Raw genomic sequence first — 24917 nt, 5'->3', positions numbered from 1 at the left:
GACCTGTCTCCTGATGCACGCCATCAATAAACTCAAGTCGCGAAGTCCAGCTGGTTTTTAGAATAGCTCGCCCGTTTTCAGTGATGGATCGTGGGCTCGGGGATTAGTGTTTCTGAAAAAGTAACTGCGCGAAAATCAACCGGTTATTCCCCTGTTTTTGATTACCCGGCGCTCAACAGCCAACCCGCCACCCCGCAGCCAAGCACCACCAGCCACGGCGGCAGCTTCCAGAACATCAACGCAACAAGGGCGACCAGCGCCAGAGCGAAGTCTTGCGCGGTGAAAATCGCACTCGTCCAGACCGGTTGATAAAGCGCGGCCAGCAACAAGCCGACCACGGCAGCATTCACCCCGATCAACGCGGCTTGCGCGCCGACGTTGCGACGCAACCGCTCCCAAAACGGCAGAGCGCCCATGATCAACAGGAACGATGGCGCGAAGATCGCCAGCAGGCAGATCAACCCGCCGAGCCAGCCCGACGGCGCAAGGTTCATGGATGCACCGAGGAAAGCGGCGAACGTGAACAGCGGACCCGGTACGGCCTGCGTGGCGCCATACCCGGCGAGAAACGCTTCATTGCTGACCCAGCCCGAAGGCACCACCTCGGCTTGCAGCAGCGGCAGCACGACGTGGCCGCCACCGAAAACCAGTGAACCGGCCCGGTAGAAGGCATCCACCAAGGCCAGGGTTTGGCTTGGAAAAAGTTGATTCAAGATCGGCAGGCCGATCAGCAGTGCCACGAACAGCGACAACCAGATCGCCCCGGCGCGCCGGCTGAAGGAGATAGGCAAAGGATCGTGCCCATCACGCTGTGCGGGTTTGAACAACAGCAGGCCGGCGACACCGGCGGCGATTATCACCCCGACCTGCGCCCAGGCAGACGGTTCAAACAGGACAACGCCGGCTGAAATCATCATGAAGGTGACGCGCAGCCCATCCGTGCACAGGTTTCGCCCCATGCCCCATACGGCTTGCGCAACCACCGCGACAGCCACCACCTTGAGCCCGTGCAGCGCGCCAGGCGACAGGAGTGCACCGTACCGGGAAAGCCCCAGTGCAAACAGGATCAGGGCAACGGCTGACGGCAACGTAAAACCGGCCCACGCCGCGAGCGCCCCGCGATATCCCGCCCGAGACAGGCCCAGTGCAATGCCGACCTGGCTGCTGGCCGGCCCTGGCAGGAATTGGCACAGCGCTACCAAATCGGCATAACTGTGTTCCGACAGCCAGCGACGCCGTGTGACGAACTCATCCCGGAAATAGCCCAGATGCGCAATGGGGCCGCCGAAAGAGGTCAGCCCTAGGCGCAGGAAAATGATGAACACCGACCATGGGCTACTGCGGCTATCGGCACGGGGATCGTCCATGTACGCGTCTTCCTGAAATGAAGTGATTCAGTGTTGTATGCCGCCATTCTAACCATGGCCTACGCTTATCCTGAGATGGATGTTCATTGATCGGGATATTTGCCCTGATCGACGTTCAACCGGTGCCCCATAAAAACAAAAGTCTCGGGAGAAAACGCATGTTTGCATTGTTACGTCGATCCACCCTTTTGCTCGCGGCTGTCGTCAGCACCACTGTGCTTGCAACGCCTGCATTTGCGCTGGATACCGTCAAGTTCATGGCTCCCGGTTCGGTGGGCGGCGGTTATGACCAGACCGCACGCGTCTTGGGCAAAGCCTTGATTGAAGCCAACGCCGCCAAATCCGCCACCTTCGAAAACAAGGGGGGGGCAGGGGGGACGCTGGGGCTGGCGCAGTTTGCCAACAGCACCAAAGGCGATCCGAATGCGCTGCTGGTGGTCGGTGCGATCATGGTGACTGGCATCGAGCAGAACAAACCGCAGATTACCTTGAAAGATGTGACGCCAATTGCACGGCTGTTTACCGAATACAACGTGATTGCGGTGCGCAAGGAGTCCGAATTCAAAACCCTGGAGGACCTGCTGAAAGCCTTCAAGGACAAACCAACCAGTATTTCCTGGGGCGGGGGTTCCAAGGGGTCGATCGATCACATCGGCATTGCCGAACTGGCCGCTAAAATGGGCGTTCCGGTCAACAAGGTCAATTACGTTGCCTTCGCGGGCGGAGGGGAAGTGGTTGCCCAGGCATTGGGAGGGCAGATCAAAGTCATCACCGGCGGTTATGCCGAGCTGGGCCAGTACGTCAGGAGTGGTCAGTTCCGTGTGCTCGCCATCGGTGCACCGGAGCGCGTGGCAGGCATCGATGCTCCAACGCTTAAAGAAAGCGGGTATGACGTGATCATCGGCAACTGGCGTGGTGTTTACGGTGCTGCGAATCTCACACCCGGGCAGCGCAAGGAAGTGACCGACGCCGTGGTCGCCGCCGCCAACAGCAAAGTCTGGAAAGACAATATTGAAACCAACAAATGGTCGCCCAACATCCTCACCGGTGACGAGTTCGGTAAATTCGTCGACGCCGAGCACGTGCGGCTGCGGGCGATGCTGGTCGAGGTGGGGCTGGTCAAACCATGAGCCATTCGCGCGCAATCGTGCCAGTGCAACTGGCGATTGGCGTCGGTGTGATCGCCATCAGCGCCGTGCTGGCCTACGGCGCTTTTCTTTTCCCTGACGAGATGGGGTTCGTCATTCTTGGCGCGTACGTCTATCCCTATGCCGTGGCGGTATTCCTCGCGGGCGTAGGCGTGGTACTGAGCTATCAGGCCCTTACCGGCGGTTTTCGCGAACTGGCGGACCACGAAGACGAATCCGCCAAAGTGTTGCCTGGCGGCAAGGCCGGTGTGGCGTGGGTGACGGGGGGGTTGTTGGGGGTGGCCGTGCTGATCAATCTGATCGGATTCGTCCTGGCGGCCGCGCTGTTGTTCGCCTGCTCGGCGAGGGGCTTTGGCAGTCGCCATCCGCTGCGTGATCTCGCCATCGGCATAGCCCTGACGCTACCGATTTACTGGCTGTTCAATGCCGGGCTGGGGGTTTCCCTTCCGCCGCTTGTCAACGCCTGGATCTGATTCGGGCCGCAGGAGATCAACAGGGTGGACATTCTTGCAAGCCTGGCAATGGGTTTTTCCTCGGCCCTGACGCCGATCAATCTGATGTGGGGGTTCATTGGCTGCCTGCTCGGCACCGCCATCGGCGTCTTGCCGGGCATAGGCCCGGCGCTGACCGTGGCGCTGCTGCTGCCGATCACCGCGAAGGTCGATCCCACCGGCGCGCTGATCATGTTCGCCGGCATTTACTATGGCGCGCAGTTCGGCGGTTCCACGACGTCCATTTTGCTTAATACACCCGGGGAATCCTCGTCCATGGTCACGGCCCTGGAAGGCAACCTCATGGCCCGCAATGGTCGAGCGGGACCAGCCTTGGCCACGGCGGCCATCGGCTCTTTTGTGGCGGGTACTATCGCCACGGTTCTGCTGACTTTGTTTGCGCCCATCGTGGCAAAACTGGCACTGAAGTTTGGGCCTGCGGAGTATTTCGCGATTCTGGTGCTGTCGTTCACAACGGTGTCTGCGGTGCTCGGGGCGTCCATGTTGCGCGGCTTTGCATCCCTGGGGATTGGCTTGACCGTCGGATTGATCGGGCTGGACTCGACCTCCGGTATCGCTCGCTACACCTTGGGCGTTCCAGAGCTGGTCGATGGCATCGAAGTCGTGCTGGTGGCGGTCGGGTTGTTTGCGGTGGGCGAAGCGCTGTACAGCCTGCTGTATCAGAAGGAAGAGGCAACCGGTCGACACCGCATGTCCTCCTTGTGGATGACGCGCGCCGACTGGAAGCGCTCGGTTCCGGCGTGGCTGCGGGGAACGTTGATCGGTTTTCCCTTCGGGTCGATCCCGGCCGGTGGCGCGGAGATCCCGACGTTCCTGTCCTATTCCACCGAGCGCAAGCTCAGCAAATACCCGAAAGAATTTGCTGCCAGCAAAGGCGAGGGCGCCATCGAGGGCGTTGCGGGCCCTGAAGCGGCGAACAACGCAAGCGCCACCGGCTCGCTGGTGCCGTTGCTGACCCTCGGTATCCCGACATCGGCCACCGCAGCCATCCTGTTGGCCGCCTTCCAGAACTACAACCTGCAACCGGGGCCGCTGCTGTTTGAAACCTCGGGTGAACTGGTCTGGACCCTGGTGGCCTCGCTGTACATCGGCAACGTCATCCTGCTGGTGCTGAACCTGCCGTTGGTGGGGCTGTGGGTCAAACTTCTGCAAATCCCGAGGCCGTACCTGAACGCCGGGATCCTGGTGTTCGCCACCATCGGCGTGTACGGCATGCGTCACTCATCTTTCGACCTGTTGCTGATGCTGGCGATCGGGTGGGGCGGGGTGTTGATGCGCCGATTCGACTTCCCCGTCGCTCCGGTGATCGTGGGCATGCTGCTGGGGCCGATGGCGGAAAAACAACTGCGTAACGCGTTATCGATCAGCGAGGGCGACTGGACGGTGTTTCTGACGCAACCGATTTCCGCTGCGTTTCTGGCGTTGACGTTGCTGGTGCTGCTGGTCCCGCATCTGCTGCACGCCAGGGGCATCAAGTTGCATGAAGATGATTGAGCACGTCAGAGAGGCTAACGAATTCATGTGCGAATCCGGCGAACCCCGATCGGTCCTGGTCGATGGAGGGGAACGCCGCTGAAAGTGCGTTCCTGGTAGTTCGAAGCTTGCGAAATCAGACGCGCGATGCTGGTCGGCTTCAACTTGCTGCATTCAGCGCTGGTTATGTCCTTTTGCCGATATCTACTGGCTTGTTAGCGTTAGTCGGCAATCCGCTGGCGCGTTAGAGTCGGGGCACCGTTCCTCGCCACCGCTGGATGCCACCGATGACTCGCCCCCGTTTTTTGCCCGACAACTTCACCCTGACCCTCATCGGCGTGGTCGTTCTCGCCAGCCTGCTGCCTGCCAGCGGCCAGGTCGCGGTCGGTTTTGGCTGGCTGACCAACCTCGCCATTGCCCTGTTGTTTTTCCTGCATGGCGCCAAACTGTCGCGTGAATCGATCATTGCCGGTGCCGGCCACTGGCGCCTGCATTTGCTGGTGTTCAGCCTGACGTTCATCCTGTTTCCGCTGATCGGCCTGGCGCTCAAACCCTTGCTCTCGCCGCTGATCGGCGACGAGCTGTACATGGGCATGCTCTACCTCTGCGCGCTGCCCGCCACAGTGCAGTCGGCGATTGCTTTCACGTCCCTGGCCCGCGGGAATATCCCGGCAGCCATTTGCAGCGCGGCGGCCTCCAGCCTGTTCGGGATTCTCCTGACGCCGTTGCTGGTGACGTTGCTGCTGAATGTGCACGGCGAGGGCGGTTCGACGCTCGATGCGATTCTGAAGATCAGCGTGCAACTGTTGCTGCCGTTCATTGCCGGGCAGATCGCCCGACGCTGGATCGGCGCCTGGGTGGCGCGCAACAAGAGCTGGCTCAAGTTCGTCGATCAAGGCTCGATCCTGTTGGTGGTCTACGGTGCATTCAGTGAGGCGGTGATCGAAGGCATTTGGCACCAGATTCCGCTCTGGGAGCTGGCCGGGTTGGTGGTGGTCTGCTGCATCGTGCTGGGCCTGGTATTACTGGCGTCCACCGTGCTGAGCAAAGCCTTCGGCTTCAATCAGGAAGACCGCATCACCATCCTGTTCTGCGGTTCGAAAAAGAGCCTGGCCACCGGCGTGCCGATGGCCCAGGTGTTGTTCGCCGGCAGCACCATAGGCGTGTTGATCCTGCCGTTGATGCTGTTCCATCAGATTCAGTTGATGGTCTGCGCGGTGCTGGCGCAGCGTTATGCCAATCGCCCGGAAACGGTTCCTGAACTCATGGCCCAGGTCGATCCTTGATTTCCGGGCTGGATTGCAAGCTATTGCCCGTCGATGAGGCGAGGCAGCTTAAGCGGGTTGAAATCACGCAGTGCCTCAGGCAACAGCGCATCCGGAAAACCCTGGTAAGCCACCGGGCGCAAGAAGCGTTCGATCGACGTCATGCCCACCGAGGTGAAGCGGCTGTCCGAAGTGGCCGGGAACGGGCCGCCGTGGACGGTGGCGTACGTCACCTCCTGGGGATGGGCAAACGCGTTGACAACGATGCGCCCGGTGCGACGTTCCAGCACCGGCAGCAGGCGCCGGGCCAGTGGCAAGTCATTTTCTTCCAGGTGCAGCGCGGCGCTGAGCTGGCCTTCGAGCGAGCGAGCAATGGCGAACAGTTCAGCTTCATCCTCGACGGTCACCAGCAGCGCGGATGGACCGAAAACTTCCTGCGAAAGTACCGCTTCGCTCAGGAAGCGTTGGCCGTCGACCTCCAGCAGCGCCGACTGGCCGTCAAAGTCTGCGCTGGGGGCCGAACCTTCGGCGACGCGGCGCGCACCGGCGTCCTCCATTGCGGCCAGACCGTTGAGGTAGGACGCATGGATCCCCGGCGTCAGCATTGTGCGCGCCGAGGCCTCGGCCACGCGTTTCACCATGGCGTCGCGCAGTGCTTCAAGACCGGCACCTTTGATCGCGATCAGCAGGGCGGGCCTGAGGCAGGCTTGCCCGACATTGACCAGCATGCGCTCGATAAAGCCGTCACCGATCTGCGCACCGCGCTCGGCCAGTGCGGCGGGCAGGATGAACGTGGGATTGATGCTGGTCATCTCGGTGAACACCGGAATGGGGTCGGGCCGTAGTTGCGCGCGGCGATACAATGCCATGCCGCCCTGTTCCGAACCGGTAAACGTCATGGCCTTGACCAGCGGATGATCGACCAGGGCTTCGCCGATCGTGTTGCCCATGCCGCGCACCATCGAGAAAACGCCCTCGTGCAACCCGTGGTCCTGCACCGCCTTCTGGATAGCCCGCGCCTGGATTTCCGAAGCGCCCGGATGGGCGTTGTGCGCCTTCAGAATGACGGTCGCGCCAGCGGCCAATGCCGACGCGGTATCGCCACCGGCCACTGAATAGGCGATCGGAAAGTTGCTCGCCCCGAAAATCGCCACCGGGCCGATGGCGATTTTTTGCAACCGATGGTCCATGCGGGGGCGAGGTTGACGATCAGGCTGCGCCGGATCGATGGCCAGTTGCAGGAAGCGGCCTTTGCGCACGACCTCCGCGAACTGGCGAAACTGTGTGGCGGCCCTTGTGGCCTCACCTTCCAGTTGCGCTTGCGGCAAGCCCGTTTCAAGCGCGGCACGGGCCGCTAACTCTGCGCGGACTGCTTCAAGATTGTCGGCAATGCTTTCGAGAAACGCCGCGCGCGCAGCGAGCGAGGTGTGGCTGTAACTGTCGAATGCCTCGTCGGCGAGTGTTGCCGCCCGGTGGACTTGCGCCACGCCACCCAGCGCAAAATCCGGTTCGATCAACGTGTTGGTGGCGGGGTTGAGCGCTTTCATCGTCCCTTCAGTGGCAGGGACATCGTGGGCGCCGATCAGCAGGTTTCCTGTCAGTTTCATCAGCGGTTACTCCTGCTGTGCCAGCGTGGCGACGAGTTCTTCCGTGGTCACAATGGCGTGAGCAAAGGTAGGGCCATTCAGCTCGTGGGCAGCGTGCATCATCTCCGGGCGGAAGGCAGCAGTCGCATCACGCACCAGCGTGACGTGGTAACCCAGTTCCGATGCATAGCGGGCAGTCGCTTCGATGCAGGTGTTGGCCAGCAGGCCGACGATGATCACGTGAGTGATGCCTTTCTGCTTCAGGCGAAAATCGAGATCGGTATTGGCAAAGCCGCTGGAGCCCCAATGCTCCTGGACGACGATGTCACCGTCCTTTGGCGCGAAATCCGGATGCCATTCGCCGCCCCATTCCCCGCGAGCGAAGTGGTGCATGTGCATGATCTTGCACTGGGTCGGTGTCGGATGGTCCCAGCCTTCGTAGTCGCCGTGTTCCCAGCGATGGTGCGGTACGATGACCACCGGAATGTCGCGGGCGCGCACCGCGCGGTCGAGGGCGCGCAGGTTGTCGAGCAGGCCGACTTGCTCGGCGATCGGCTTGATCAAGGGGAAGACCTTGCCGTTTTCCGACAGGAAATCGTTGTACGGATCGACCAGCAGGTAAGCGGTCCTGTTGAGCGGATACGGGGCGTTCGACATGACGATGTTCTCCACGAAAAGTTGAGTGACCGGTGCCGGGGACTTGCCTGGGCATCTTATTGATATGATAATCATAGTAACTGTGAAAGAGGCAAGTCCTATGTCGATAAATACCAGTGTTCCCGACACCCTTTGCCCGATTTCCCGGGCCGAGGCGATCGTGGGCGATCGCTGGACCGTGCTGGTACTGCGTGAGTTGATTATGGGGAGTCATCGATACGACGAGATCCAGGCGCAGACCGGCGGCACCCCGCAAATGGTCGCTGCACGCTTGAAGAGTCTGGAGGCTGACGGCCTGGTCGAGCGTCGTCTCTACAACGAACGCCCGCCACGCTACGAGTACCACCTGACCGAAAAAGGGCAGGCCTTTTACTCGGTGATACTGGCGCTGCGTGCCTGGGGGGAAACCTGGTGCAAGTCGCCGGAGGAAGGCTTGGCGGTGGTGTACACCCACAAGACCTGTGGCGAGCCCGCAGGGTTAGGACCGCTTTGCGAACATTGCGGTGAGTTGTTGCGTCGGGATGAGCTGATCAGTGAGCAGAGCGAAGCCTACGCCGCAGAACGACATACGCGGCGTGAGGCTTTCAAAGGGAGTCGGGGCCAAGCGTAAGGAGGCTGTAACCGCCCTCCCTGCGCTTGCGAACGAGGAGGGCGTTGTGCAAATGATCAGCGGTGTCAGAACTCCGGCGTGTATTTCACACTGAACATCACGTTGCGCGGATCACCGTAGTTATTGTTGCCATTGATCTGGTTGTACGCCGCCGCAAAGTAGGTCTTGTCAAACAGGTTGTTGGCGTTCATCGCCAGCTCGATTTCCGGCGTGAGCTGGTAACCGACACGGGCGTTCCACACGGTGTAACCCGGTACGTTGACGGAGTGGTCGTAACCAATAGTGTGGGTTTGAGAAACGAAGCCCAGGCCAGTGCTGACACGGCTCCAGTCGCCACTCAACTGGTAGTTGCCCCAGACGCGCAGCATGTGTTTCGGCGTCCACCAGTTGAAGACCTTGCCTTCGTTGTCCGGGTCCTTGAGGTACTTGGTGGTGTTGTAGGTATAACCGGCAAACAGTTGCAGGCCGTCCAGCACTTCGCCGCTGATTTCAGCGTCGAGACCCTGGCTGCGTACTTTGCCGGAAGCCTTCGAGCAGTACCAACCGTCGCAGATTTGCCCGCCATCGGTATCGAGCGTTGCACGGTTTTCCTGGTCGTAACGGAACAGGGCCAGGGACGTATTGACCCGTCCCTCCATCAACTCGCCCTTGAGACCCACTTCGTAGTTCGTACCGATAATCGGTTCAACGACCGAGCCGCCGGTATCGCGTTCGGTTTGCGGTGTGAACACGTCGGTGTAGCTGGCATAGACCGCCCATTCGCGGCTCAGGTCATAGACGATGCCAGCGAAAGGGGTCACTTCGCCGTTTTCGTTGCTGGTGCTTTCAGGATCGGCGGTGATGCTGGTCGCGTCCTGGCGCCACGATTTGTAGCTGTAGTCGTACCAACTGACCCGCGAGCCGAGCACCAGGGTCAGCGGATCAATCGGCTTGACCCGCCAGCTGCCGTACAGGCCCTTTTGGCGGATGTCATATTTGCTCGGTGTCCCACGGCCTCCGGGGCTGTTGAGCAGACCGTCGTAGCTGATTTCCGGACGATCGTGATCAATGTCGAAGAGAGTGTCGGTACTGTTATTGAAGGTCCGAGCGAATTTGTCATCCGAGGTGTACTTGGAGAAGTTGCCGCCCACCATGATTTCCTGCTGCATGGACAAGGCTTCGAACTTGCCGTTGAGGTTCATGTCCAGCGCGACTTTGGTGGAGTCCAAGTCAGTTACGAAGTCAGCGTATTGCACGCCGCTGCCATCGGCATTGATGCCATTGCCACTGGATTGCACCCGTTGGTTCTTCGCCTTGTTGGTTTCAGTCATGCGCACAGCGCCAACCTTGAAAGCCCAATCGTCATTGAAACGGTGCTCCAGGTCGGTGTAGAGCGTGGTGACATCGATGTCCGAATGGTTCCACTTCGCCCCGGTGTAAGTTTTGCGCGGCAGGTCGACGGGTTTGCCGTCGGCGTAGCGCGGGAAGCCGCGGACATTCGAGCGCGATTCACCGTCGGACTGGCTGACCGCAAAACCCAGGGTCGTGTCCTCGCTCAGATCGAAGTCCAGCGCGCCGTACAGTGAGGTGGTCTCATACCATTCGGAATCGACGAACGAGTGGCTGTTGTCCTGGTCGGCCACCAGGCGGCCGCGCACGGTGCCGGCCTGGTTCAGCGGCCCGCCGGCGTCCAGTTGCAGACCGTAGTGATCCCAGGAGCCGGCCTTGCCGGTGAGGGTGACGGTCGGTGCGTTCTGGCCGCGTTTGCGCACCAGGTTGACGGCGCCACCAGGGCTGCCGGTGCCTTGCAGCAAACCGGACGCGCCACGCAGCACTTCCATGCGATCGAAGAAGATCAGGTCCTGCGTGGCCCAGTTGCCCAGCGCGTAGGTGTTGCGCGGGATCGGCACGCCGTCGTATTGCCAGTCATCGATCTGGAAACCGCGCGAACTGAGGATCAAGCCTCTGCCGACACCTTGAGCACCGACCAGGCCGGTGGTCTTGTTGGCCGCGTCCTTGAGATCGACGATATCCTGATCGTCCATTTGCTTGCGGGTCATCACCGTGACCGACTGCGGGATTTCCTTGAGGGTGTGGGTGCCCTTGCCGATGGTCACTGCTCGCGCGGCGTAAGAGCCTGAGCCTTCGGTGGTGGCGTCGGTGCTGCGTTCGACGATGTTGGTCACGCCCAGTTGCAACGCTGCGCCGCTGTCGGCGGCGGGCTCGAAGCTGAAGTTACCTTGTCCGGTCACTCGCAATTGCAGGCCGCTGCCCGCCAACGCCTTTTGCATCGCTTGTTCCACGGGCATCTGGCCGATCACCGCCGGTGCCTGTTTGCCCCGCACCAGCGAAGGCTCCAATGAAACGATATGGCCGCTCTGGCTGGCGATGGCATTCAGCGTGCTGGCGAGGGGGCCGGCCGGCAGGTTGAACGTCAGGTCTTGGGCCTGTGACAGGGCAGGGCTCGCCAGGGTTGCCAGGGCGATAGCGGCGGAAAGGGCATGGGGCCATGGGTTGAACACAGCGTTCTCCTGAAAATGTGAAAGTGTCAGGAGATAGGTGGGACGAGAAATGAAAACCGGACACGAATGAGAGCGATTTGCAAAAAAAAAGTGGTTCAGCCAGGTTATTTCGGACGAATCAGCGTCAGCCACGGGCTGTAGCGATCCACGCGAATCGGCAGTGTTTCTGCCAGCGCCGTGAACACCCGATCGGGATCGTTCAACGGGAATACGCCCTGGACGCGTAAACCGCGAACCTCGGGCGCCACTCGGACGAAACCCCTGCTGTAAGGACGTAGCGCGTCGACCACTTGCTCCAGAGGTTCGTCCAGCACATTCAATCGGCCGCTGAGCCAATCGGCGCGATGACGCTGATCGCCAGCCACCGGGGCAATTTTCCCTTCATACAACAAGGCCGATTGGCCTTCCTGCAGGTCAAGCGTCGCACCGTCGAACAGACGGGCTTCGACCGAATGCTGCAGCACCACGACGCGAGTCGCGTCTTGTTCCTGAGCCACCAGGAATCGGGTGCCCAGCGCACGTATTTCACCCTGGGCAGTGCGCACGCGCAGCGGACGCGTGGGGTCGGCTGTGACCTGAATCACCAGTTCGCCGTGGCGCAGAATCACCAGCCTTTGCTGGTCATCGAAGCGCAGATCCACCGCACTGTCGGCATTCAGGCTCAGGCGGCTGCCGTCGGTCAGCGTGAAGTCCTGGCGCTGGCCGCGGACGGTGTGCAGGTCCGCCAGCAGCGAGTCACCCAGCGGGCTGCGAACACCCAGCCATGCGCCGCCGCCCAGCAGGCCCAGGCCGACGATCACGCGCAGCGCATCGCGGCGTGAACCGTGGGGTTGCAGCAGCAGTTGCCGCGCTTCGTCGGCCTGACCGGGCAGGCGCCGATCCAGCGCACGAATGGTGTTGAAGGAAGCCCCGAGGCGTTCTTGCAATGTCGCCCAGGCCCGGGCGTGGGCGGGATCCATCGCCAGCCATGCGTTGAACCGTTCTTGCAGTGCCGCATCGGGCTTGCCGGCACGAAGGCTCACCATCCAGTCGATGGCCTGCTCGCTGACCGGATCGAGACGCGGCGTGCTCATGGCGCCAACTCGCTCAGGTAGCACTGACTCAATGCCTGTTTCATGTAACGGCTGACCGTGCGCTCCGACAGCTCCAGTTTTTGTGCAATCGCCACGTAGCTCAAACCGTCCAGCTGGCTGTAGAGGAACGTGGCTTTGACGACTATTGGCAAGCCGTCGAGCGCCCGGTCGATGGCAACCAGGGCTTCGATCAACTGCAACTGTTCTTCAGGGGAAGGGGCGAACGCTTCGGGCAGCGTGGACAGGCGTTCGAGGTAGGCCAGTTCCAGCTTGCGCCGGCGATGACGATCAAAGATCAGGCGTCGGGCAATGGTCGAGAGGTAAGCGCGAGGTTGTTCGATGCTGTCCGGGTCGACCCGGGCAGTCAGCATCTGGCAAAACGTATCGGCGGCGGTGTCCTCAGCGTCCGCGTGATTGCGCAGTCGCCGCTGGATATGCTGCAGCAGCCAGCGATGATGGTCGCTGAAAAAGAAGCCCAGCTTGCTGGTCGGAGGAGGTTGCACCGGTTGGTTTTCCAGATGTTAGTGTGAATCGTTCTCAATACTACCTTTGAGATGATGGCCACTGCAATCTCTGACTTCGCCAACGGAGCGGGCACTTCTTTGGTTCAACGATCCGCCAGTTCTTCCAGCAGGTCTGCTGAAGGAACGAAAAACAGGCCTCCGGTGACCGCCGTGCTGAAATCGAGCAGACGGTCGTAATTGCCCGTCGGTCTGCCGACAAACATGTTCTCGAGCATCAGCTCAAGCGGGGCTGGCGAGCGCGCATAGCCGATGAAATACGTGCCGAATTCACCGGCGCCGGGGCGCCCAAAGGGCATGTTGTCGCGCAGGATTTTCACTTCCTGCCCGTCCTGGGTAATCGTCGTCAGGGCGCTGTGCGAGGAGGTCGGCTTGACTGAATCATCGAGTTCGATATCGGACAATTTGGTGCGCCCGATAACCCGTTCCTGAGCCTCGACGGACAACGCGTTCCAGGCCGTCATGTTGTGCAGGTACTTTTGCACCAGCACATAACTGCCTGCGGTGAACGACGGATCTTCGTTGCCCACGAGCGTGAAGTCGACCGCCTTGCGACCGACCGGGTTTTCGGTGCCATCCACGAAACCGATGATGCTGCGCATATCGAAATAGCGGAAACCCTGGACTTCATCGACGACCGAAACCGCCTCTCCAAGCGATGACAGTAACTGCGTCGCCAGTTCGAAGCAGAGGTCCATCTGGTCGGCACGGATGTGCAGCAAAATGTCGCCCGGCGTTGCCACGGCGCGGCGTCCCTCTACGCCAAATTCGCGAAAGGCGTGCAGTGAGGCCGGGCGCGGATTGCCGAACAAAGCGTCCCACGCCGTGGACCCAAAACCGCAGACACACGACAGGTTGCCGGAGGGGACGCGTTTGCCAACCGATCGTGTCAGGGACGCGACATCGGCGCACCAGGCCCGGACTTTCCCGGCAGCGTCACTGCCAGGCGCCAGGGTTGCCACGATAAAAATCGCGCTGCTGGTAATGGGGTTGCAGATGGCTTGGGGCTCAGGCGTTTGGTTATCCATTGGCATCCACGCTGTCCGGGTGAGTTGCCACACTCTAGCGTTCTCGCGAGTGGAGTGAAATACATGCGTTCGGCCTGTCACCGGGCGCTTTTAATGTATCGTCTGCTCCAAAGGATTTAGGCCCACGTACGGAGACAGCATGACCCTGACCGCCGAAACACTGATCGAAATCGCGATGACCAACCCGGCCAACGCCGAGATTGCCAGGCGCTTGCCTGCGCTCGGGCTGAGCCAGTGCATGCTGACGGCGGGCTGCCTGTTTCAAGCGGTATGGAATCATCAGTCCGGCCGGCCTGCCGCGTGGGGCATTAAGGATTACGACGTTTTTTACTTTGATGAAGACGAATCGTGGGACGCCGAAAACGAAGTCATCCTGGCGGCGCGAGCGCTTTTTCACGACCTCGACGCGACGATCGAAATCAAGAATCAGGCGGACAGGGCTCGAATACCCCATCCCCGTCATCACATAACAATCAGAACTTGAACGCCTGGCGTCCAACCAGCAGCCAGCGGCCTTTCTGTTTCTGCCAGATCTGGAAGTTTTCGATCTCGGTTGGAATCACTTCAGTGCCTTTCAATGCCTGTGCCGAGAAATGGTTGCGAACCAGGGCGACGTCACCGGACAGGGTGATGGTCTGGTTTTGCATCTCCAGGGTTTTGAAGGCGCTTCGCCCGGTTTCGATGTCGGCGATGTATTCCTGTTTGTTCTGGATCTTCCCGCTGGAATGCCCGTAGGTCAGGTTCTCGGCGGTCAGTGCGTTCAGTTCGGGAATGTTCTTTTTCAGCATGGCTTGGGTCAGGTGGTCGACGGCCTGCGCCACGTCTTTCTCAGCGGAGGACGGAGTCGCTGCGACGTAGCCACTGAACAGGCACAGAAAACCAATCAGCAATTTCATTTTTTTCATGGGTGTTTCCTTGTTGTTGTGGGTGAACGAGTGATGGACTTTAAACGGCATTCATCAGTCGTCGTACAACCTAGCATGCACTAATGAAAAAACGAACTTGCGGACCGGGGTTTTCTCGAAGTTATGGAGATGTTCATGCGCGAAGCCGCCGGGGTGCTCTGTTGAACGAGCTGAATCAGACCTATATTGGTTGCGCCGGGTGGAGCCTGCCTCGTGACTGCTGGCCATCGTTTGCTGTCGATGGCACGCACTTGCAGCGGTATGCGTCGCAACTGACGGCCGTTGAAATCAACAGCTCGTTTTATCGCCCGCATCGGCCGCAGACCTATCTACGCTGGGCGCAGTCGGTCCCGGCCGCCTTTCGCTTTTCGGTGAAGATGCCCAAGCTCATCATCCATGTGCAGCGCCTGCAGGGCTGTGAGCTGTTGCTGGACGAATTTCTGGCCCAGTGCACCGCGCTGGGTGAGTCTTTAGGTTGCATTCTGGTGCAGTTACCGCCATCGCTGGCTTACGAGGAGGGCGTCGCTTCGGCGTTTTTCGCGGCGTTGCGCCTGCGTTATGCCGGGCCGGTGGTGCTTGAACCCCGGCATGAAAGCTGGCGGGACGCGGAAGAATTGTTGAACGAGCAGAAAGTCGGCCGGGTGGCTGCCGATCCGTCGCCCCTTGCCGGTGGCGAGAGGCCGGGTGGCTGGCCGGGCATTCAATACTGGCGCTGGCACGGTTCGCCGCGCATCTATCACAGTAATTACGACCCGAGCCGACTGGAGGCGCTGGCGCAGCAGGTGCGGAACGCGGAGCCGGCGGGTGCCGTCAGCTGGTGCATCTTTGATAACACCGCCAGTGGTTTTGCGCTGGGCAATGCGTTGACCCTGCAAGCGCTTCTGGGCTGCAAGGCTCAAGCGGTATCCAACCTGTGAGTCACTCAAATCATGCAGGCAAACCCACATCCCCCGATACGAACTGGCGCTGCTGATCCTGCTGGTATTGATCGTCGTGGCGTTCGGCCTCTCTCCCCGCAGTCGAGTTGTTACGGGTTACTGCTGGTTTCCCTTCGCGGCAAAACGCAAAAGGCGCCGATGACGACCGCATGTCGTAAAAGCGCGAGCGCATCGAAATAGCCTTCAATTCCCCTCTGCCGCAGTCGATAGCCTGTTCAGAAGCCATTTGCGAATGGCTGTAGCCAACTGACAGGGGACTCACAGAGTGTCGATAAAACTACGTTTGATCCTGCTGATAGGCACCGGTCTGCTCACGGCTTTGATCATGAGCCTGGTCAGTTACCTGGGAAACTCGCAAATGGCGACCGCGGTGAACGACAACGAGGTCAGCATGGCCGCGCTGCGCAATCACCTCGAAGCGGACATGATGCACGACGCGTTACGCGCCGACGTGCTGTCGGCGATGCTGGTCGGCCTGGGCAAAAGCACCAGCACCCCTGCCGAAGTGCGCAGTTCCATCGAGGAGCACGCGTCGCACTTTCGTGAAGTGCTGGGTGAAAACCTCAAACTGCCGGTCAACGACACCATCAAGACCGGCTTGAACAAGATCAAACCCAGCCTTGATACCTACATCAGCGCCGCCGAGCGCATTGTCGGGCTGGCCCTGCAAAATCCGGATGCGGCACAAAAAGAGCTGGGCAACTTCAACACCGCCTTCAGCCAGCTGGAAGACCAGATGGCGGCCCTCAGCGAGCTGATCGAAACCAACACCCAGCAAACCAGCGCAGGCACTCAGCAGGCCATCAGTGACGCCAACCTCACGCTCGGTATTGTGCTTGTCGCCAGTCTGTTGCTGTTGCTCGTCCAGGGACGCTGGGTGATTTTGAGCATCATGGGGCCGTTGCAAACCGCCAGCCGCATTGCCGAGAGCATCGCCCACGGCAACCTGAGCGAACCGATTGCCGAGCCCACCCGCAAGGACGAAGCCAGCGCACTGATCCGCAGCCTGGCGACCATGCAGCGCGATCTGCGCGGCATGATCGAAGTGGTGCGCAGCAACGCCCATGGCGTCAGTGGTATGAGCGCGCAGTTGAGCAATGGTTGCCACGAAGTCGCCGACAGCAGCCAGCAGCAAAGCGCCGCCGCCACTACCATGGCCGCCGCCGCGAGTGAAATGACTGCGAGCATCGAGGACATCACTCGCCACGCCGAGCGTGCGCTGAACATGGCCAACCAGGCCGAGGCACTGGCCAAGAATGGCGGTCGGGTGATCCATCAGGTGGTTAACGACATGGACGGGATTGCGCGATCAGCCCAGCAGTCCGCTCAGGTCATCCGCACGCTGGACAAGGAATCCGAGGGCATTTTCAGCATCATTCAGGTGATCAAGGGCATCGCCGATCAAACCAACCTGCTGGCGTTGAATGCCGCCATCGAGGCCGCGCGGGCCGGGGAGCAGGGGCGCGGGTTTGCCGTGGTGGCCGACGAAGTCCGCAGCCTGGCGGGGCGCACCAGCGCTTCCACCCAGGAAATCGCCACGATGGTTGCGCGCATCCAGCAAAGCACCCGCGAGGCGGTCACCAGCATGGAGGCGGGCGTGGCCCAGGTCGACAAAGGCATGGCCGTGACTGCCGACGTCGAACGGGCCATCCGCGAAATCCTCGAAGCCACGCTGAACACCACGCAACTGGTGAACGACATCTCCCGCACGATCGGCGAGCAGAGCCTGGCCAGCAATGAAATCGCGCATCAGGTGGAGGTAATTGCGGGCATGTCGGAAGGCAACAGCAAGGTCATTGGCCAGACGGCTTCGACCACGGATGATTTGTCGGCGCTGGCGGGTAAGCTTTCGCAGTCGGTGGATCGGTTTCGGTTGTGAAGCCCATTCAACATTGATGTCGCCTGACCGGGCGCCATCGCGAGCAGGCTCGCTCCCACATTTTTATCGTTGTAGTACACGGTATTAATGTGCACAGGAGATCCAATGTGGGAGCGAGCCTGCTCGCGATGGCGTCAGATCAGTCAAAGCTGAACTACGGCTTAAAGATACTTATCCGTCACAGCCCCCTCCGAAGCACTCGACACCGTCTTCGCATACTTCGCCAACACCCCGCGTTTGTACTTCGATTCCGGCCGCACCCAGCGCGTCTTGCGCTCGGCCATTTCAGCATCGGAAACGTCCACTGTGATCTGCCGGCTTTCGGCATCGATGGTGATTTTGTCGCCGTCTTCGATCAACGCAATCGGCCCGCCATCAAAGGCTTCCGGCGTGATGTGCCCCACCACGAATCCGTGCGAACCACCGGAGAAACGGCCGTCGGTGATCAGCGCAACGTCCTTGCCCAGGCCTTTGCCCATGACCGCCGACGTCGGCGAGAGCATTTCGCGCATGCCGGGGCCGCCCTTGGGCCCTTCGTAACGGATCACGATCACGTCACCGGCTTTCACTTCACTGTTCAGAATGCCGGCCAGCGCACCTTCCTCACCGTGATAGACCCGCGCCGTGCCTTCAAAACGCAGGCCTTCCTTACCGGTGATCTTGGCCACCGCGCCAGTCGGCGAAAGGTTGCCGCGCAGCACGACCAGGTGGGAATCCTTTTTGACCGGCTGGTCGAAGGGCAGAATCACATCCTGACCTTCAGGGTAATCCGCCACGTTTTCGAGGTTCTCCGCGAGGGTCTTGCCGGTCACGGTCATGGCATCGCCATGCAACATGCCCGCCGCGAGCATGCGCTTCATCAGTGGTTGAATACCGCCGATGGCGACCAGTTCGCTCATCATGTATTGGCCGCTGGGGCGCAGATCGGCCACCACCGGCGACACCTTGCCCAGCTCGACAAAATCATCCAGCGTCAGCTCGACATCCACCGCGTGCGCCATGGCCAGCAGATGCAGCACCGCATTGGTCGAGCCGGCGAGGGCGATCACCACCCGAATCGCATTTTCGAAGGCTTTGCGGGTCATGATGTCCCGGGGTTTGAGGTCCAGCTTCAGCAGCTCCATGACCTGCTGGCCAGCGCGGAAACTGTCCGAGGCCTTGTCGCTGCCGACGGCGTCCTGGGAGCTGGAACCGGGCAGGCTCATGCCCAATGCTTCAATGGCCGAAGCCATGGTGTTGGCCGTGTACATCCCGCCGCAGGAACCGGCGCCGGGTATCGCCACTTCCTCGATCTGCTTGACCTGGATTTCGTTGATGTCACCGCGCGCATTCTGGCCCACGGCTTCGAACACGGAAATGATGTCGGTGTGGCCGGCGCCCGGGCGGATCGTACCGCCATAGACGAAGATGGAAGGGCGATTCAGCCGCGCCATGCCGATCAGGCAGCCCGGCATGTTCTTGTCGCAACCGCCCACCGTCACCAGTCCGTCAAATCCTTCACAACCGGCCACCACTTCGATTGAGTCGGCAATGACCTCCCGTGACACCAGCGAATACTTCATGCCCTCCGTGCCGTTGGCGATGCCGTCGGAAATGGTGATGGTGTTGAAAATCACGCCCTTGGCCCCGGCGGCATTCGCGCCTTTTTCAGCCTCGATCGCCAGTTTGTCGATGTGCATGTTGCACGGCGTCACCATCGCCCAGGTCGAGGCGATGCCGATCTGCGGCTTCTTGAAGTCCTCGTCCGTGAAACCCACGGCGCGCAACATCGAGCGGCCGGGCGCGCGCTCCACGCCGTCGACCACTTGAGAGGAATATTTGCGCAGGTTGTCTTTATCGCTCATGACTGCTCCTCACCGGCTCGCCGAGAAAATCACGATGAGTATAGTGGCCTCGGCGTCTATGCTCGGACTATCAGGTCGGGAACAGACGCGCGGGTTTGCGATGTCGTGATATTCTTCGCCCCAACTTGGTTTGACCTATTCAGTTTGCGCGTCCACAGACGCGCCAACAGAATCACTGTCGCTCAAGTAGCTGAAGCCAATAAAGATAAAAAGTCAGTTCAGAAGGGACATATAAACTGAGGTCGATGGAACACGTCGGCCTTGTGTGCCCACCCTCCAGTCTTCATGTGCGAGTACCCACGACATCCTGCCTGAATGCCGTAAAACAAGGGCTTGTGAGTGAAGATGGAAGGGCGGATGGCGTTTATCAAAGGTGCTACAGATGTTTAAGAAAATGAACACGGCCCTGCTGGGGCTGGCTTTGTCGATGGGGATCACGTCCGTTCACGCGGAAGAGGCAAAGAAAGTCGATGTATTGCTCATCGGCGGCGGCATCATGAGCGCGACCCTCGGTGTCTGGCTCAACGAGCTGGAACCTGGCACTTCGATGGAAATGATCGAGCGCCTCGACGGCGTCGCCCTGGAAAGCTCCAACGGCTGGAACAATGCCGGTACCGGTCACTCTGCCCTGGCCGAGTTGAACTACACACCGGAAGACGACAAAGGCAACGTCTCGATCCCGAAAGCCGTTGAAATCAACGAAGCGTTCCAGATTTCCCGTCAGTTCTGGGCCTGGCAGGTTCAGCAAGGCGTGCTGAAGAACCCGCGTTCGTTCATCAACTCCACACCGCACATGAGCTTTGTGTGGGGCGATGACAACATCAAGTTCCTGAAAAAGCGCTACGAAGCCCTGCAAACGAGCCCGCTGTTCGCCGGCATGCAGTATTCGGAAGACCCGGCGGTGATCAAGAAGTGGGTTCCGCTGATGATGGAAGGGCGCGACCCGAACCAGAAAATCGCGGCCACCTGGTCCCCGATCGGCACCGACGTGAACTTTGGCGAGATCACCCGCCAGTTCGTTGCGCACCTGCAAACGACCCCGAAATTCGACTTGAAACTGTCTAGCGAAGTGCAAGACATCACCAAGAACGAAGACGGCACCTGGCGCGTCAGCTACAAGAACCTGAAAGACGGCACTAAATCCGAAACCGACGCCAAGTTCGTGTTCATCGGCGCGGGTGGCGGTGCCTTGCACCTGCTGCAGAAGTCCGGCATTCCTGAAGCCAAGGAATACGCAGGCTTCCCGGTCGGCGGCTCGTTCCTCGTGACCGAGAACCCGACCATCGCCGAGCAACATCTGGCCAAGGCGTACGGCAAGGCCTCCGTTGGCGCTCCGCCAATGTCGGTTCCGCACCTGGACACCCGTGTCCTGGACGGCAAGCGCGTCATCCTGTTTGGCCCATTCGCGACCTTCAGCACCAAGTTCCTCAAGGAAGGCTCGTACCTGGACCTGCTGACCACGACCACCACGCACAACGTGTGGCCAATGACCAAGGTCGGCATCAAGGAATACCCGCTGGTCGAGTACCTCGCCGGCCAACTGATGCTGTCGGATGAAGACCGCCTCAACGCCCTGAAAGAATACTTCCCGAACGCCAAGGCTGAAGACTGGCGCCTGTGGCAAGCCGGCCAGCGCGTGCAAATCATCAAGCGTGATGAAGCGGCCGGTGGCGTGCTGAAACTGGGCACCGAAATCGTGGCTTCCGCTGACGGCTCCATCGCCGGTCTGCTGGGCGCTTCGCCGGGTGCCTCGACTGCTGCGCCGATCATGCTGACCGTGCTGCAGAAAGTGTTCAAGGACAAGGTGGCTTCGCCTGCCTGGCAGGAAAAGCTGCACCAGATCGTGCCGAGCTACGGCACTCAGCTGAATGGCAGCCCTGAAAAAGTGGCTGAAGAGTGGGCCTACACCGCCAAGGTGTTGCAGCTGACTCCACCGCCTGCAATCGGTCAGGTGGCGGCTCCGGCTGCTGCTCCGGCCGAGGCGCCAAAGGCACCGAAAGCCAACGCTGCGAGCGATATGGCTCTGTAACCAGAGGCGTAATCGAAAAGCCCACTGAACCGATGACGGTCAGTGGGCTTTTTTGTGAACGGGAGTTTCAAACGGAAAGACCGGCATGTCGCTTGCAAACCCTCTACCTTGATCTTTACTAGTACTGAATCTGCGAGCGTTGCCATACAAAATATGCCTTCAATATCAAGCTTTAATCACGCCTCTTGAAGTTCAGTCATGATCTTTTTCTGATCTGCACAGAAAACCCACAAGGATGACGAAGCAATGAAAGAGAACGTGGCGGCCGTTATCCGAAAACTCATCTCGCCTTCAATGCGGTATGAGATACGGAACGCTGCAAACTGGTGGCAAGACATCCTTGGACGGGCGTGTGTCTGGCGCTGGGAGGTCGCCAGGTTCAGGCTGCAGAAGGACAGCCCTTACGAGATTCTCTATATCGGAAGGAAACAGCAGCGGGAGATGGCCAAGCTGCTCATCGGCGGGAAAAATATCCCTGTGACTGACGGCGAGCCGGTAGCCGCCGCGTCGAATCATGTGGTGGTGGTCAGTGAAGTGCGGACCCCGGGGGCTTTGTCTGTTCCCTTGTACCTGAGTGCTGTCGTTCCGCTGGGGCGATCGATCGAAGACATCACCGCAAAGTACGACAGTGAGTTGCGCCGAAACATCCGCAAGAACCGACCGCTCTATCACATGAGGCCGGCGCTGCTGGATGAAGAAATTGCACAGGCCGACAGGGACATGCTGCGGCCTTATGCCCTGGCGAGGCAAGGCATCCACGCTGCGCAATTTCCGACCGAGGAAGTGTTCAGGATAGCCAGGACTGTCGGGCGGCTTGACCTTATCGAGCGGGAGGGCGAGGTGATTGGCTGTCACCTTGGCTGCGTCGTGACGCGTGGCGGAAAACGCTACTGGAGCACGCTGCGCTTCGGATACACCGAGGCGATTTTTTCAGATGCCAAACGGCTGGGCGAAGTCAACGCGATTACCACGTTCATGGCGCTTGAATCGGCGATCAATGAAGGCTTCGATTATTACGACATCGGTCTTTGCGTGGCCCGACCTGATGATGGACTGCTGAGATGGAAAAGAAGGCGCGGCGGTGACGTTGATTCCCTGGGTAACCACGCTTATATGTTTCTGCATCTGCCCAAGACCGGTGTCGCCAGATTCCTGTGGGACACGCCGCTTTTCGCTGCCGAAGGAAAGGAGTTGACCCTTCACCTTGGCTTGCCTGACGGGCCCAGCGATGAAGAAGCCGCCAGCCGCTATCATGAAATGGTATTCGGCGGGCTGCACAAGATTTATCTCTACTGCGCCCAGAATTCGGGCGAACAGTTCCTCGAAACCTTGCGCAGTCGCTACGCTAACTTGCAGACCCCACCCGTTATGGAAAGGATTCCATCCAGCTGAGTATTTTTCAGGACACTCTGTCCTGAAGGGAGGACTTTTCATGGAAAGCGATGTCTCGCCAATCACTGCTTCGCCCGCAGGCAATCGAAGGAAATGGACCCTTGCCGCCTACAGGCACATGGCGAGGAAAAGACTTGCGCGCAAGGCAGAGATCAACCTGAAAAGCCTGGCGGTCAAACGCTGGGACGTTGCGCCGGGTGGCGTATCGTATTCTCCACCCGCTTTCTTCCTGCCCGGTCAAATGGAACGGGTGACGGGATGGGAGGCAAAGCGCTTTTACCCGTTCGAGCATCCCGCGCGCACGATGGAAGGGCTGGGTGAAGTGGTCCAAGGCCCGACACGGGGTTACTTGCTTGAGAATGTCTGGCTGATCGATGGAGCGCTCTACAAGGACAACGCAAGTTTCTGGTTGTCTCTGAAACCTGGCAGGTTTCCGCGCATTGTCGTGGAGAACGAGATCGACCGCGGGGCCGTCTTCTGCACGCAAAATGGAAACACCTGGTTTGGCACGCGGTTGATGGAAGACTTCCCGACCTATCCATTGGCCTGCGACGAGGGCATCCCGGTGACCACCGCGCCCTCCGCGCGGTTTCCTCTGTCTGCCCAGACCCTCGCGTACGAAGACTGGCTGGGCATGAAGCCCATCCGCTTGAACGGCGCGTTTTTTCATGAGCTCGTGCTGTTCGACGATTTCAGCAACAACCAAAGCAGGCACCTGCGTTACCGGGCCATGGGTGAAAAGCTGCTGTCGCACGTGAGCCACGAGGATCACCCTGGTGTGTTCATTCTTCGCGGTAGCGCCGGTGACTTGCGCCTTTTGCGCAACGAACTCGAGATCGCCGAACATCTGCGCAAGACTCGAGGGTTTCGCGTACTCGATCCTTTGAAAACCGACGTCCCGACCATCGTGGCCACCTGCGCCGGAGCGCGGACCGTGATCGGGGTCGAAGGCAGTCAGCTGGTACATGGCGTCAATGTGCTGCAGAAGGGAGGTTCGTTGCTGGCGCTGCAGCCACCGAACCGCTTCGTCAGTTATTTCAAATACCTGACGGATCGTGACCAGCAGAACTTTGGTTTTGTGGTCGGAACGCCTGAGGGCGATGGCTTCAAAATCGATATTGAAGAGGTGGAGCGCACACTCGACCTGTTTCCTTCATGACGGCTGCCATGGCCTGCTGATCCGTATTTTTTTACCCGATCTGCCACTTTCGTAACGATGGGAGCAGATCTACATTCGAGGACGCCTCTTCAGGGAACCTCTGGTCATGTACAGCCTGCTTGCTCGCCCGGGCACCGCTCGCCACTTCCACGACCGTGTCTACGCCGGCGACATCCTGCTTGCCGCGGATTTACCGGCAATGAACGCGCTGGTCGGGTTCACCCGTGCATTCGTCGAAGACGCGCTGCATCCCTGGCTGCCACAACATATCCATCGCCACTTGAACCACGAACAGCAGACAGTTCTGTTCGCCAAATGCCAGAACGAATTCGCTCGCTCGGCCGAGATCCAGCGTCTATGGCACGCCGTCATCGAACAGCTCGGGTTGACCCCGGATTCTCTGGCGTGTGATCGATTGCACCTGCGTTTCCAGCCCCATCTGGAACCCGAGCAGCTCACCCCACGCGCCCGCACCACGGCCACCATCGCCTTCCACCGCGACACATGGGGCTCGAACCTGTATGCGCAGACCAACTGGTGGGCGCCGGTTTATCCGGTCACGGCCGGGCGGACGTTCGCGTTATACCCCGGCCTGTGGCAACGGCCGCTGCTCAACTCGAGTGTCACCTTCGATATGCGTGCCATTCTGCAGCGCTCCCATCAGGATGGGCGCAATGCGGTGGACGCCGACGAGGCCATCCCGCACCTGCTGGAGGCGATTGATTCGGAGGAGGGGATTGCCGTCGAGATCGAGCCGGGCAGCCTCATCGCCTTTTCCGGGGCTCATGCCCATGCCGGCGTCGGCAACAGCACCGGCCTGACGCGGATCTCGTTCGAGACGCGCTCGGTCCTGATCGCCGATGTGATGGCCGGGTTGGGCGCCCCCAACATCGACGGTTACGCGCCGTGGCAGACGCCGGGGTTGTTTCGCCGGATGAGCGATGGGAAACGCCTGAGCGAAACTCTTGGCTGCGGGGTGATCGAGCGCTATTCGCGGCCAGCTTGAAAAAGCGTTGCGAATGGGGCTAGA

20 protein-coding genes and 2 pseudogenes are annotated in these 24917 nt (G+C 60.1%); 13 read left to right on the top strand and 9 right to left on the bottom strand.

Going from position 1 to position 24917, the window contains the following annotated elements; translation table 11 throughout:
- Positions 1-161: 161 nt before the first annotated feature.
- Positions 162-1367, bottom strand: coding sequence for a chromate efflux transporter (gene chrA, locus ACM6I5_RS12645; protein ID WP_414878950.1), 1206 nt, complete (start codon positions 1365-1367; stop codon positions 162-164).
- Positions 1368-1525: 158 nt separating this feature from the next.
- On the opposite strand from chrA, the gene ACM6I5_RS12640 reads away from it, so the two are divergent.
- The 4 genes from ACM6I5_RS12640 to ACM6I5_RS12625 all read left to right on the top strand — a co-directional run bounded on the left by ACM6I5_RS12640 (position 1526) and on the right by ACM6I5_RS12625 (position 5786).
- On the top strand, positions 1526-2497 hold the full coding sequence (locus ACM6I5_RS12640; protein ID WP_414883982.1) for a Bug family tripartite tricarboxylate transporter substrate binding protein: 972 nt from the start codon (positions 1526-1528) through the stop codon (positions 2495-2497).
- Positions 2494-2988 (top strand): tripartite tricarboxylate transporter TctB family protein, encoded by a 495-nt coding sequence (locus tag ACM6I5_RS12635; protein WP_414878951.1) that lies wholly within the window; start codon positions 2494-2496, stop codon positions 2986-2988. Before ACM6I5_RS12640 ends, ACM6I5_RS12635 begins: the two co-directional genes overlap by 4 nt.
- 24 nt (positions 2989-3012) lie before the next feature.
- Positions 3013-4521 carry a tripartite tricarboxylate transporter permease gene (locus tag ACM6I5_RS12630; RefSeq protein WP_031318754.1) on the top strand — a complete coding sequence of 503 codons (1509 nt, stop codon included), beginning with the start codon at positions 3013-3015 and terminating at the stop codon, positions 4519-4521.
- 266 nt (positions 4522-4787) lie between these two features.
- Entirely contained in the window at positions 4788-5786 is a 999-nt protein-coding gene (locus tag ACM6I5_RS12625) for a bile acid:sodium symporter family protein (RefSeq protein ID WP_017338107.1), read from the top strand.
- 20 nt (positions 5787-5806) lie between these two features.
- Here ACM6I5_RS12625 and ACM6I5_RS12620 read toward each other — a convergent pair whose 3' ends face one another.
- Positions 5807-7372 carry an aldehyde dehydrogenase (NADP(+)) gene (locus ACM6I5_RS12620; RefSeq protein WP_414883981.1) on the bottom strand — a complete coding sequence of 522 codons (1566 nt, stop codon included), beginning with the start codon at positions 7370-7372 and terminating at the stop codon, positions 5807-5809.
- Positions 7373-7378: 6 nt separating this feature from the next.
- Positions 7379-8008, bottom strand: coding sequence for an isochorismatase family cysteine hydrolase (locus ACM6I5_RS12615; protein WP_017338109.1), 630 nt, complete (start codon positions 8006-8008; stop codon positions 7379-7381).
- Positions 8009-8108: 100 nt separating this feature from the next.
- On the opposite strand from ACM6I5_RS12615, the gene ACM6I5_RS12610 reads away from it, so the two are divergent.
- Positions 8109-8618 carry a winged helix-turn-helix transcriptional regulator gene (locus ACM6I5_RS12610; RefSeq protein ID WP_017338110.1) on the top strand — a complete coding sequence of 170 codons (510 nt, stop codon included), beginning with the start codon at positions 8109-8111 and terminating at the stop codon, positions 8616-8618.
- Between the two features lie 65 nt (positions 8619-8683).
- Here ACM6I5_RS12610 and ACM6I5_RS12605 read toward each other — a convergent pair whose 3' ends face one another.
- From ACM6I5_RS12605 to ACM6I5_RS12590, 4 genes are all read right to left on the bottom strand, one after another.
- Positions 8684-11119 (bottom strand): TonB-dependent siderophore receptor, encoded by a 2436-nt coding sequence (locus ACM6I5_RS12605; protein WP_414883980.1) that lies wholly within the window; start codon positions 11117-11119, stop codon positions 8684-8686.
- 104 nt (positions 11120-11223) lie between these two features.
- A complete protein-coding gene (locus ACM6I5_RS12600; RefSeq protein WP_414878955.1) occupies positions 11224-12192 on the bottom strand; it encodes a FecR domain-containing protein in 969 nt (322 codons plus the stop codon).
- Positions 12189-12695 (bottom strand): sigma-70 family RNA polymerase sigma factor, encoded by a 507-nt coding sequence (locus ACM6I5_RS12595; RefSeq protein ID WP_017338113.1) that lies wholly within the window; start codon positions 12693-12695, stop codon positions 12189-12191. Before ACM6I5_RS12595 ends, ACM6I5_RS12600 begins: the two co-directional genes overlap by 4 nt.
- Before the next feature lie 104 nt (positions 12696-12799).
- Positions 12800-13741, bottom strand: a complete 942-nt coding sequence (locus tag ACM6I5_RS12590; protein ID WP_414883979.1) for a Dyp-type peroxidase — start codon at positions 13739-13741, stop codon at positions 12800-12802.
- A gap of 139 nt (positions 13742-13880) precedes the next feature.
- Between ACM6I5_RS12590 and ACM6I5_RS12585 the strand changes: the two are divergent.
- A pseudogene (locus tag ACM6I5_RS12585) lies at positions 13881-14174 on the top strand (nucleotidyltransferase family protein); the annotation flags it as partial.
- A 40-nt stretch (positions 14175-14214) separates the two neighbouring features.
- Here ACM6I5_RS12585 and ACM6I5_RS12580 read toward each other — a convergent pair.
- A complete protein-coding gene (locus ACM6I5_RS12580) occupies positions 14215-14646 on the bottom strand; it encodes a nuclear transport factor 2 family protein (RefSeq protein ID WP_017338116.1) in 432 nt (143 codons plus the stop codon).
- Positions 14647-14807: 161 nt separating this feature from the next.
- On the opposite strand from ACM6I5_RS12580, the gene ACM6I5_RS12575 reads away from it, so the two are divergent.
- The 3 genes and pseudogenes from ACM6I5_RS12575 to ACM6I5_RS12565 all read left to right on the top strand — a co-directional run bounded on the left by ACM6I5_RS12575 (position 14808) and on the right by ACM6I5_RS12565 (position 17463).
- Positions 14808-15563: a DUF72 domain-containing protein gene (locus ACM6I5_RS12575; protein ID WP_414883978.1), complete on the top strand. Its 756-nt coding sequence runs from the start codon at positions 14808-14810 to the stop codon at positions 15561-15563.
- Between the two features lie 286 nt (positions 15564-15849).
- Positions 15850-16605, top strand: a pseudogene (locus ACM6I5_RS12570) (MCP four helix bundle domain-containing protein); the annotation flags it as partial.
- Complete coding sequence (locus ACM6I5_RS12565; protein ID WP_414879873.1) at positions 16600-17463, top strand: methyl-accepting chemotaxis protein; 864 nt, start codon at positions 16600-16602, stop codon at positions 17461-17463. The pseudogene ACM6I5_RS12570 and the gene ACM6I5_RS12565, both read left to right, overlap by 6 nt.
- A 161-nt stretch (positions 17464-17624) precedes the next feature.
- On the opposite strand, the gene ilvD is transcribed toward ACM6I5_RS12565, so the two are convergent.
- Entirely contained in the window at positions 17625-19307 is a 1683-nt protein-coding gene (gene ilvD / locus ACM6I5_RS12560; protein ID WP_414883977.1) for a dihydroxy-acid dehydratase, read from the bottom strand.
- Positions 19308-19689: 382 nt separating this feature from the next.
- On the opposite strand from ilvD, the gene mqo reads away from it, so the two are divergent.
- The 4 genes from mqo to ACM6I5_RS12540 all read left to right on the top strand — a co-directional run bounded on the left by mqo (position 19690) and on the right by ACM6I5_RS12540 (position 24893).
- Positions 19690-21336, top strand: coding sequence for a malate dehydrogenase (quinone) (gene mqo / locus ACM6I5_RS12555; RefSeq protein ID WP_414883976.1), 1647 nt, complete (start codon positions 19690-19692; stop codon positions 21334-21336).
- A gap of 246 nt (positions 21337-21582) precedes the next feature.
- A complete protein-coding gene (locus ACM6I5_RS12550; protein WP_017338121.1) occupies positions 21583-22728 on the top strand; it encodes a hypothetical protein in 1146 nt (381 codons plus the stop codon).
- Between the two features lie 40 nt (positions 22729-22768).
- The gene (locus tag ACM6I5_RS12545) at positions 22769-23887 is read left to right on the top strand and encodes a glycosyltransferase 61 family protein (protein ID WP_414883975.1); all 1119 of its coding nucleotides are present in this window, start codon (positions 22769-22771) and stop codon (positions 23885-23887) included.
- Between the two features lie 106 nt (positions 23888-23993).
- The gene (locus ACM6I5_RS12540) at positions 23994-24893 is read left to right on the top strand and encodes a hypothetical protein (RefSeq protein WP_414883974.1); all 900 of its coding nucleotides are present in this window, start codon (positions 23994-23996) and stop codon (positions 24891-24893) included.
- Positions 24894-24917 lie beyond the last annotated feature (24 nt).

It is taken from the genome of Pseudomonas sp. IT-P171 (genome assembly GCF_949767765.1).
GTDB classification, from domain to species: Bacteria; Pseudomonadota; Gammaproteobacteria; order Pseudomonadales; family Pseudomonadaceae; genus Aquipseudomonas; species Aquipseudomonas fluorescens_B.
Note: the sequence above shows the minus strand (reverse complement) of the source record. Positions and strands in the feature narration are given on the sequence as shown.

Coding starts and splice junctions, on each gene's coding strand:
- ACM6I5_RS12565 (WP_414879873.1), top strand. CDS start 16,600: ATGCAGCGCGATCTGCGCGGCATGATCGAAGTGGTGCGCAGCAACGCC.
- ACM6I5_RS12615 (WP_017338109.1), bottom strand. CDS start 8,008: ATGTCGAACGCCCCGTATCCGCTCAACAGGACCGCTTACCTGCTGGTC.
- ACM6I5_RS12540 (WP_414883974.1), top strand. CDS start 23,994: ATGTACAGCCTGCTTGCTCGCCCGGGCACCGCTCGCCACTTCCACGAC.
- ACM6I5_RS12580 (WP_017338116.1), bottom strand. CDS start 14,646: ATGAAAAAAATGAAATTGCTGATTGGTTTTCTGTGCCTGTTCAGTGGC.
- ACM6I5_RS12590 (WP_414883979.1), bottom strand. CDS start 13,741: ATGGATAACCAAACGCCTGAGCCCCAAGCCATCTGCAACCCCATTACC.
- ACM6I5_RS12600 (WP_414878955.1), bottom strand. CDS start 12,192: ATGAGCACGCCGCGTCTCGATCCGGTCAGCGAGCAGGCCATCGACTGG.
- chrA (WP_414878950.1), bottom strand. CDS start 1,367: ATGGACGATCCCCGTGCCGATAGCCGCAGTAGCCCATGGTCGGTGTTC.
- ACM6I5_RS12640 (WP_414883982.1), top strand. CDS start 1,526: ATGTTTGCATTGTTACGTCGATCCACCCTTTTGCTCGCGGCTGTCGTC.
- ACM6I5_RS12545 (WP_414883975.1), top strand. CDS start 22,769: ATGGAAAGCGATGTCTCGCCAATCACTGCTTCGCCCGCAGGCAATCGA.
- ilvD (WP_414883977.1), bottom strand. CDS start 19,307: ATGAGCGATAAAGACAACCTGCGCAAATATTCCTCTCAAGTGGTCGAC.
- ACM6I5_RS12635 (WP_414878951.1), top strand. CDS start 2,494: ATGAGCCATTCGCGCGCAATCGTGCCAGTGCAACTGGCGATTGGCGTC.
- ACM6I5_RS12550 (WP_017338121.1), top strand. CDS start 21,583: ATGAAAGAGAACGTGGCGGCCGTTATCCGAAAACTCATCTCGCCTTCA.
- ACM6I5_RS12620 (WP_414883981.1), bottom strand. CDS start 7,372: ATGAAACTGACAGGAAACCTGCTGATCGGCGCCCACGATGTCCCTGCC.
- ACM6I5_RS12610 (WP_017338110.1), top strand. CDS start 8,109: ATGTCGATAAATACCAGTGTTCCCGACACCCTTTGCCCGATTTCCCGG.
- mqo (WP_414883976.1), top strand. CDS start 19,690: ATGTTTAAGAAAATGAACACGGCCCTGCTGGGGCTGGCTTTGTCGATG.
- ACM6I5_RS12625 (WP_017338107.1), top strand. CDS start 4,788: ATGACTCGCCCCCGTTTTTTGCCCGACAACTTCACCCTGACCCTCATC.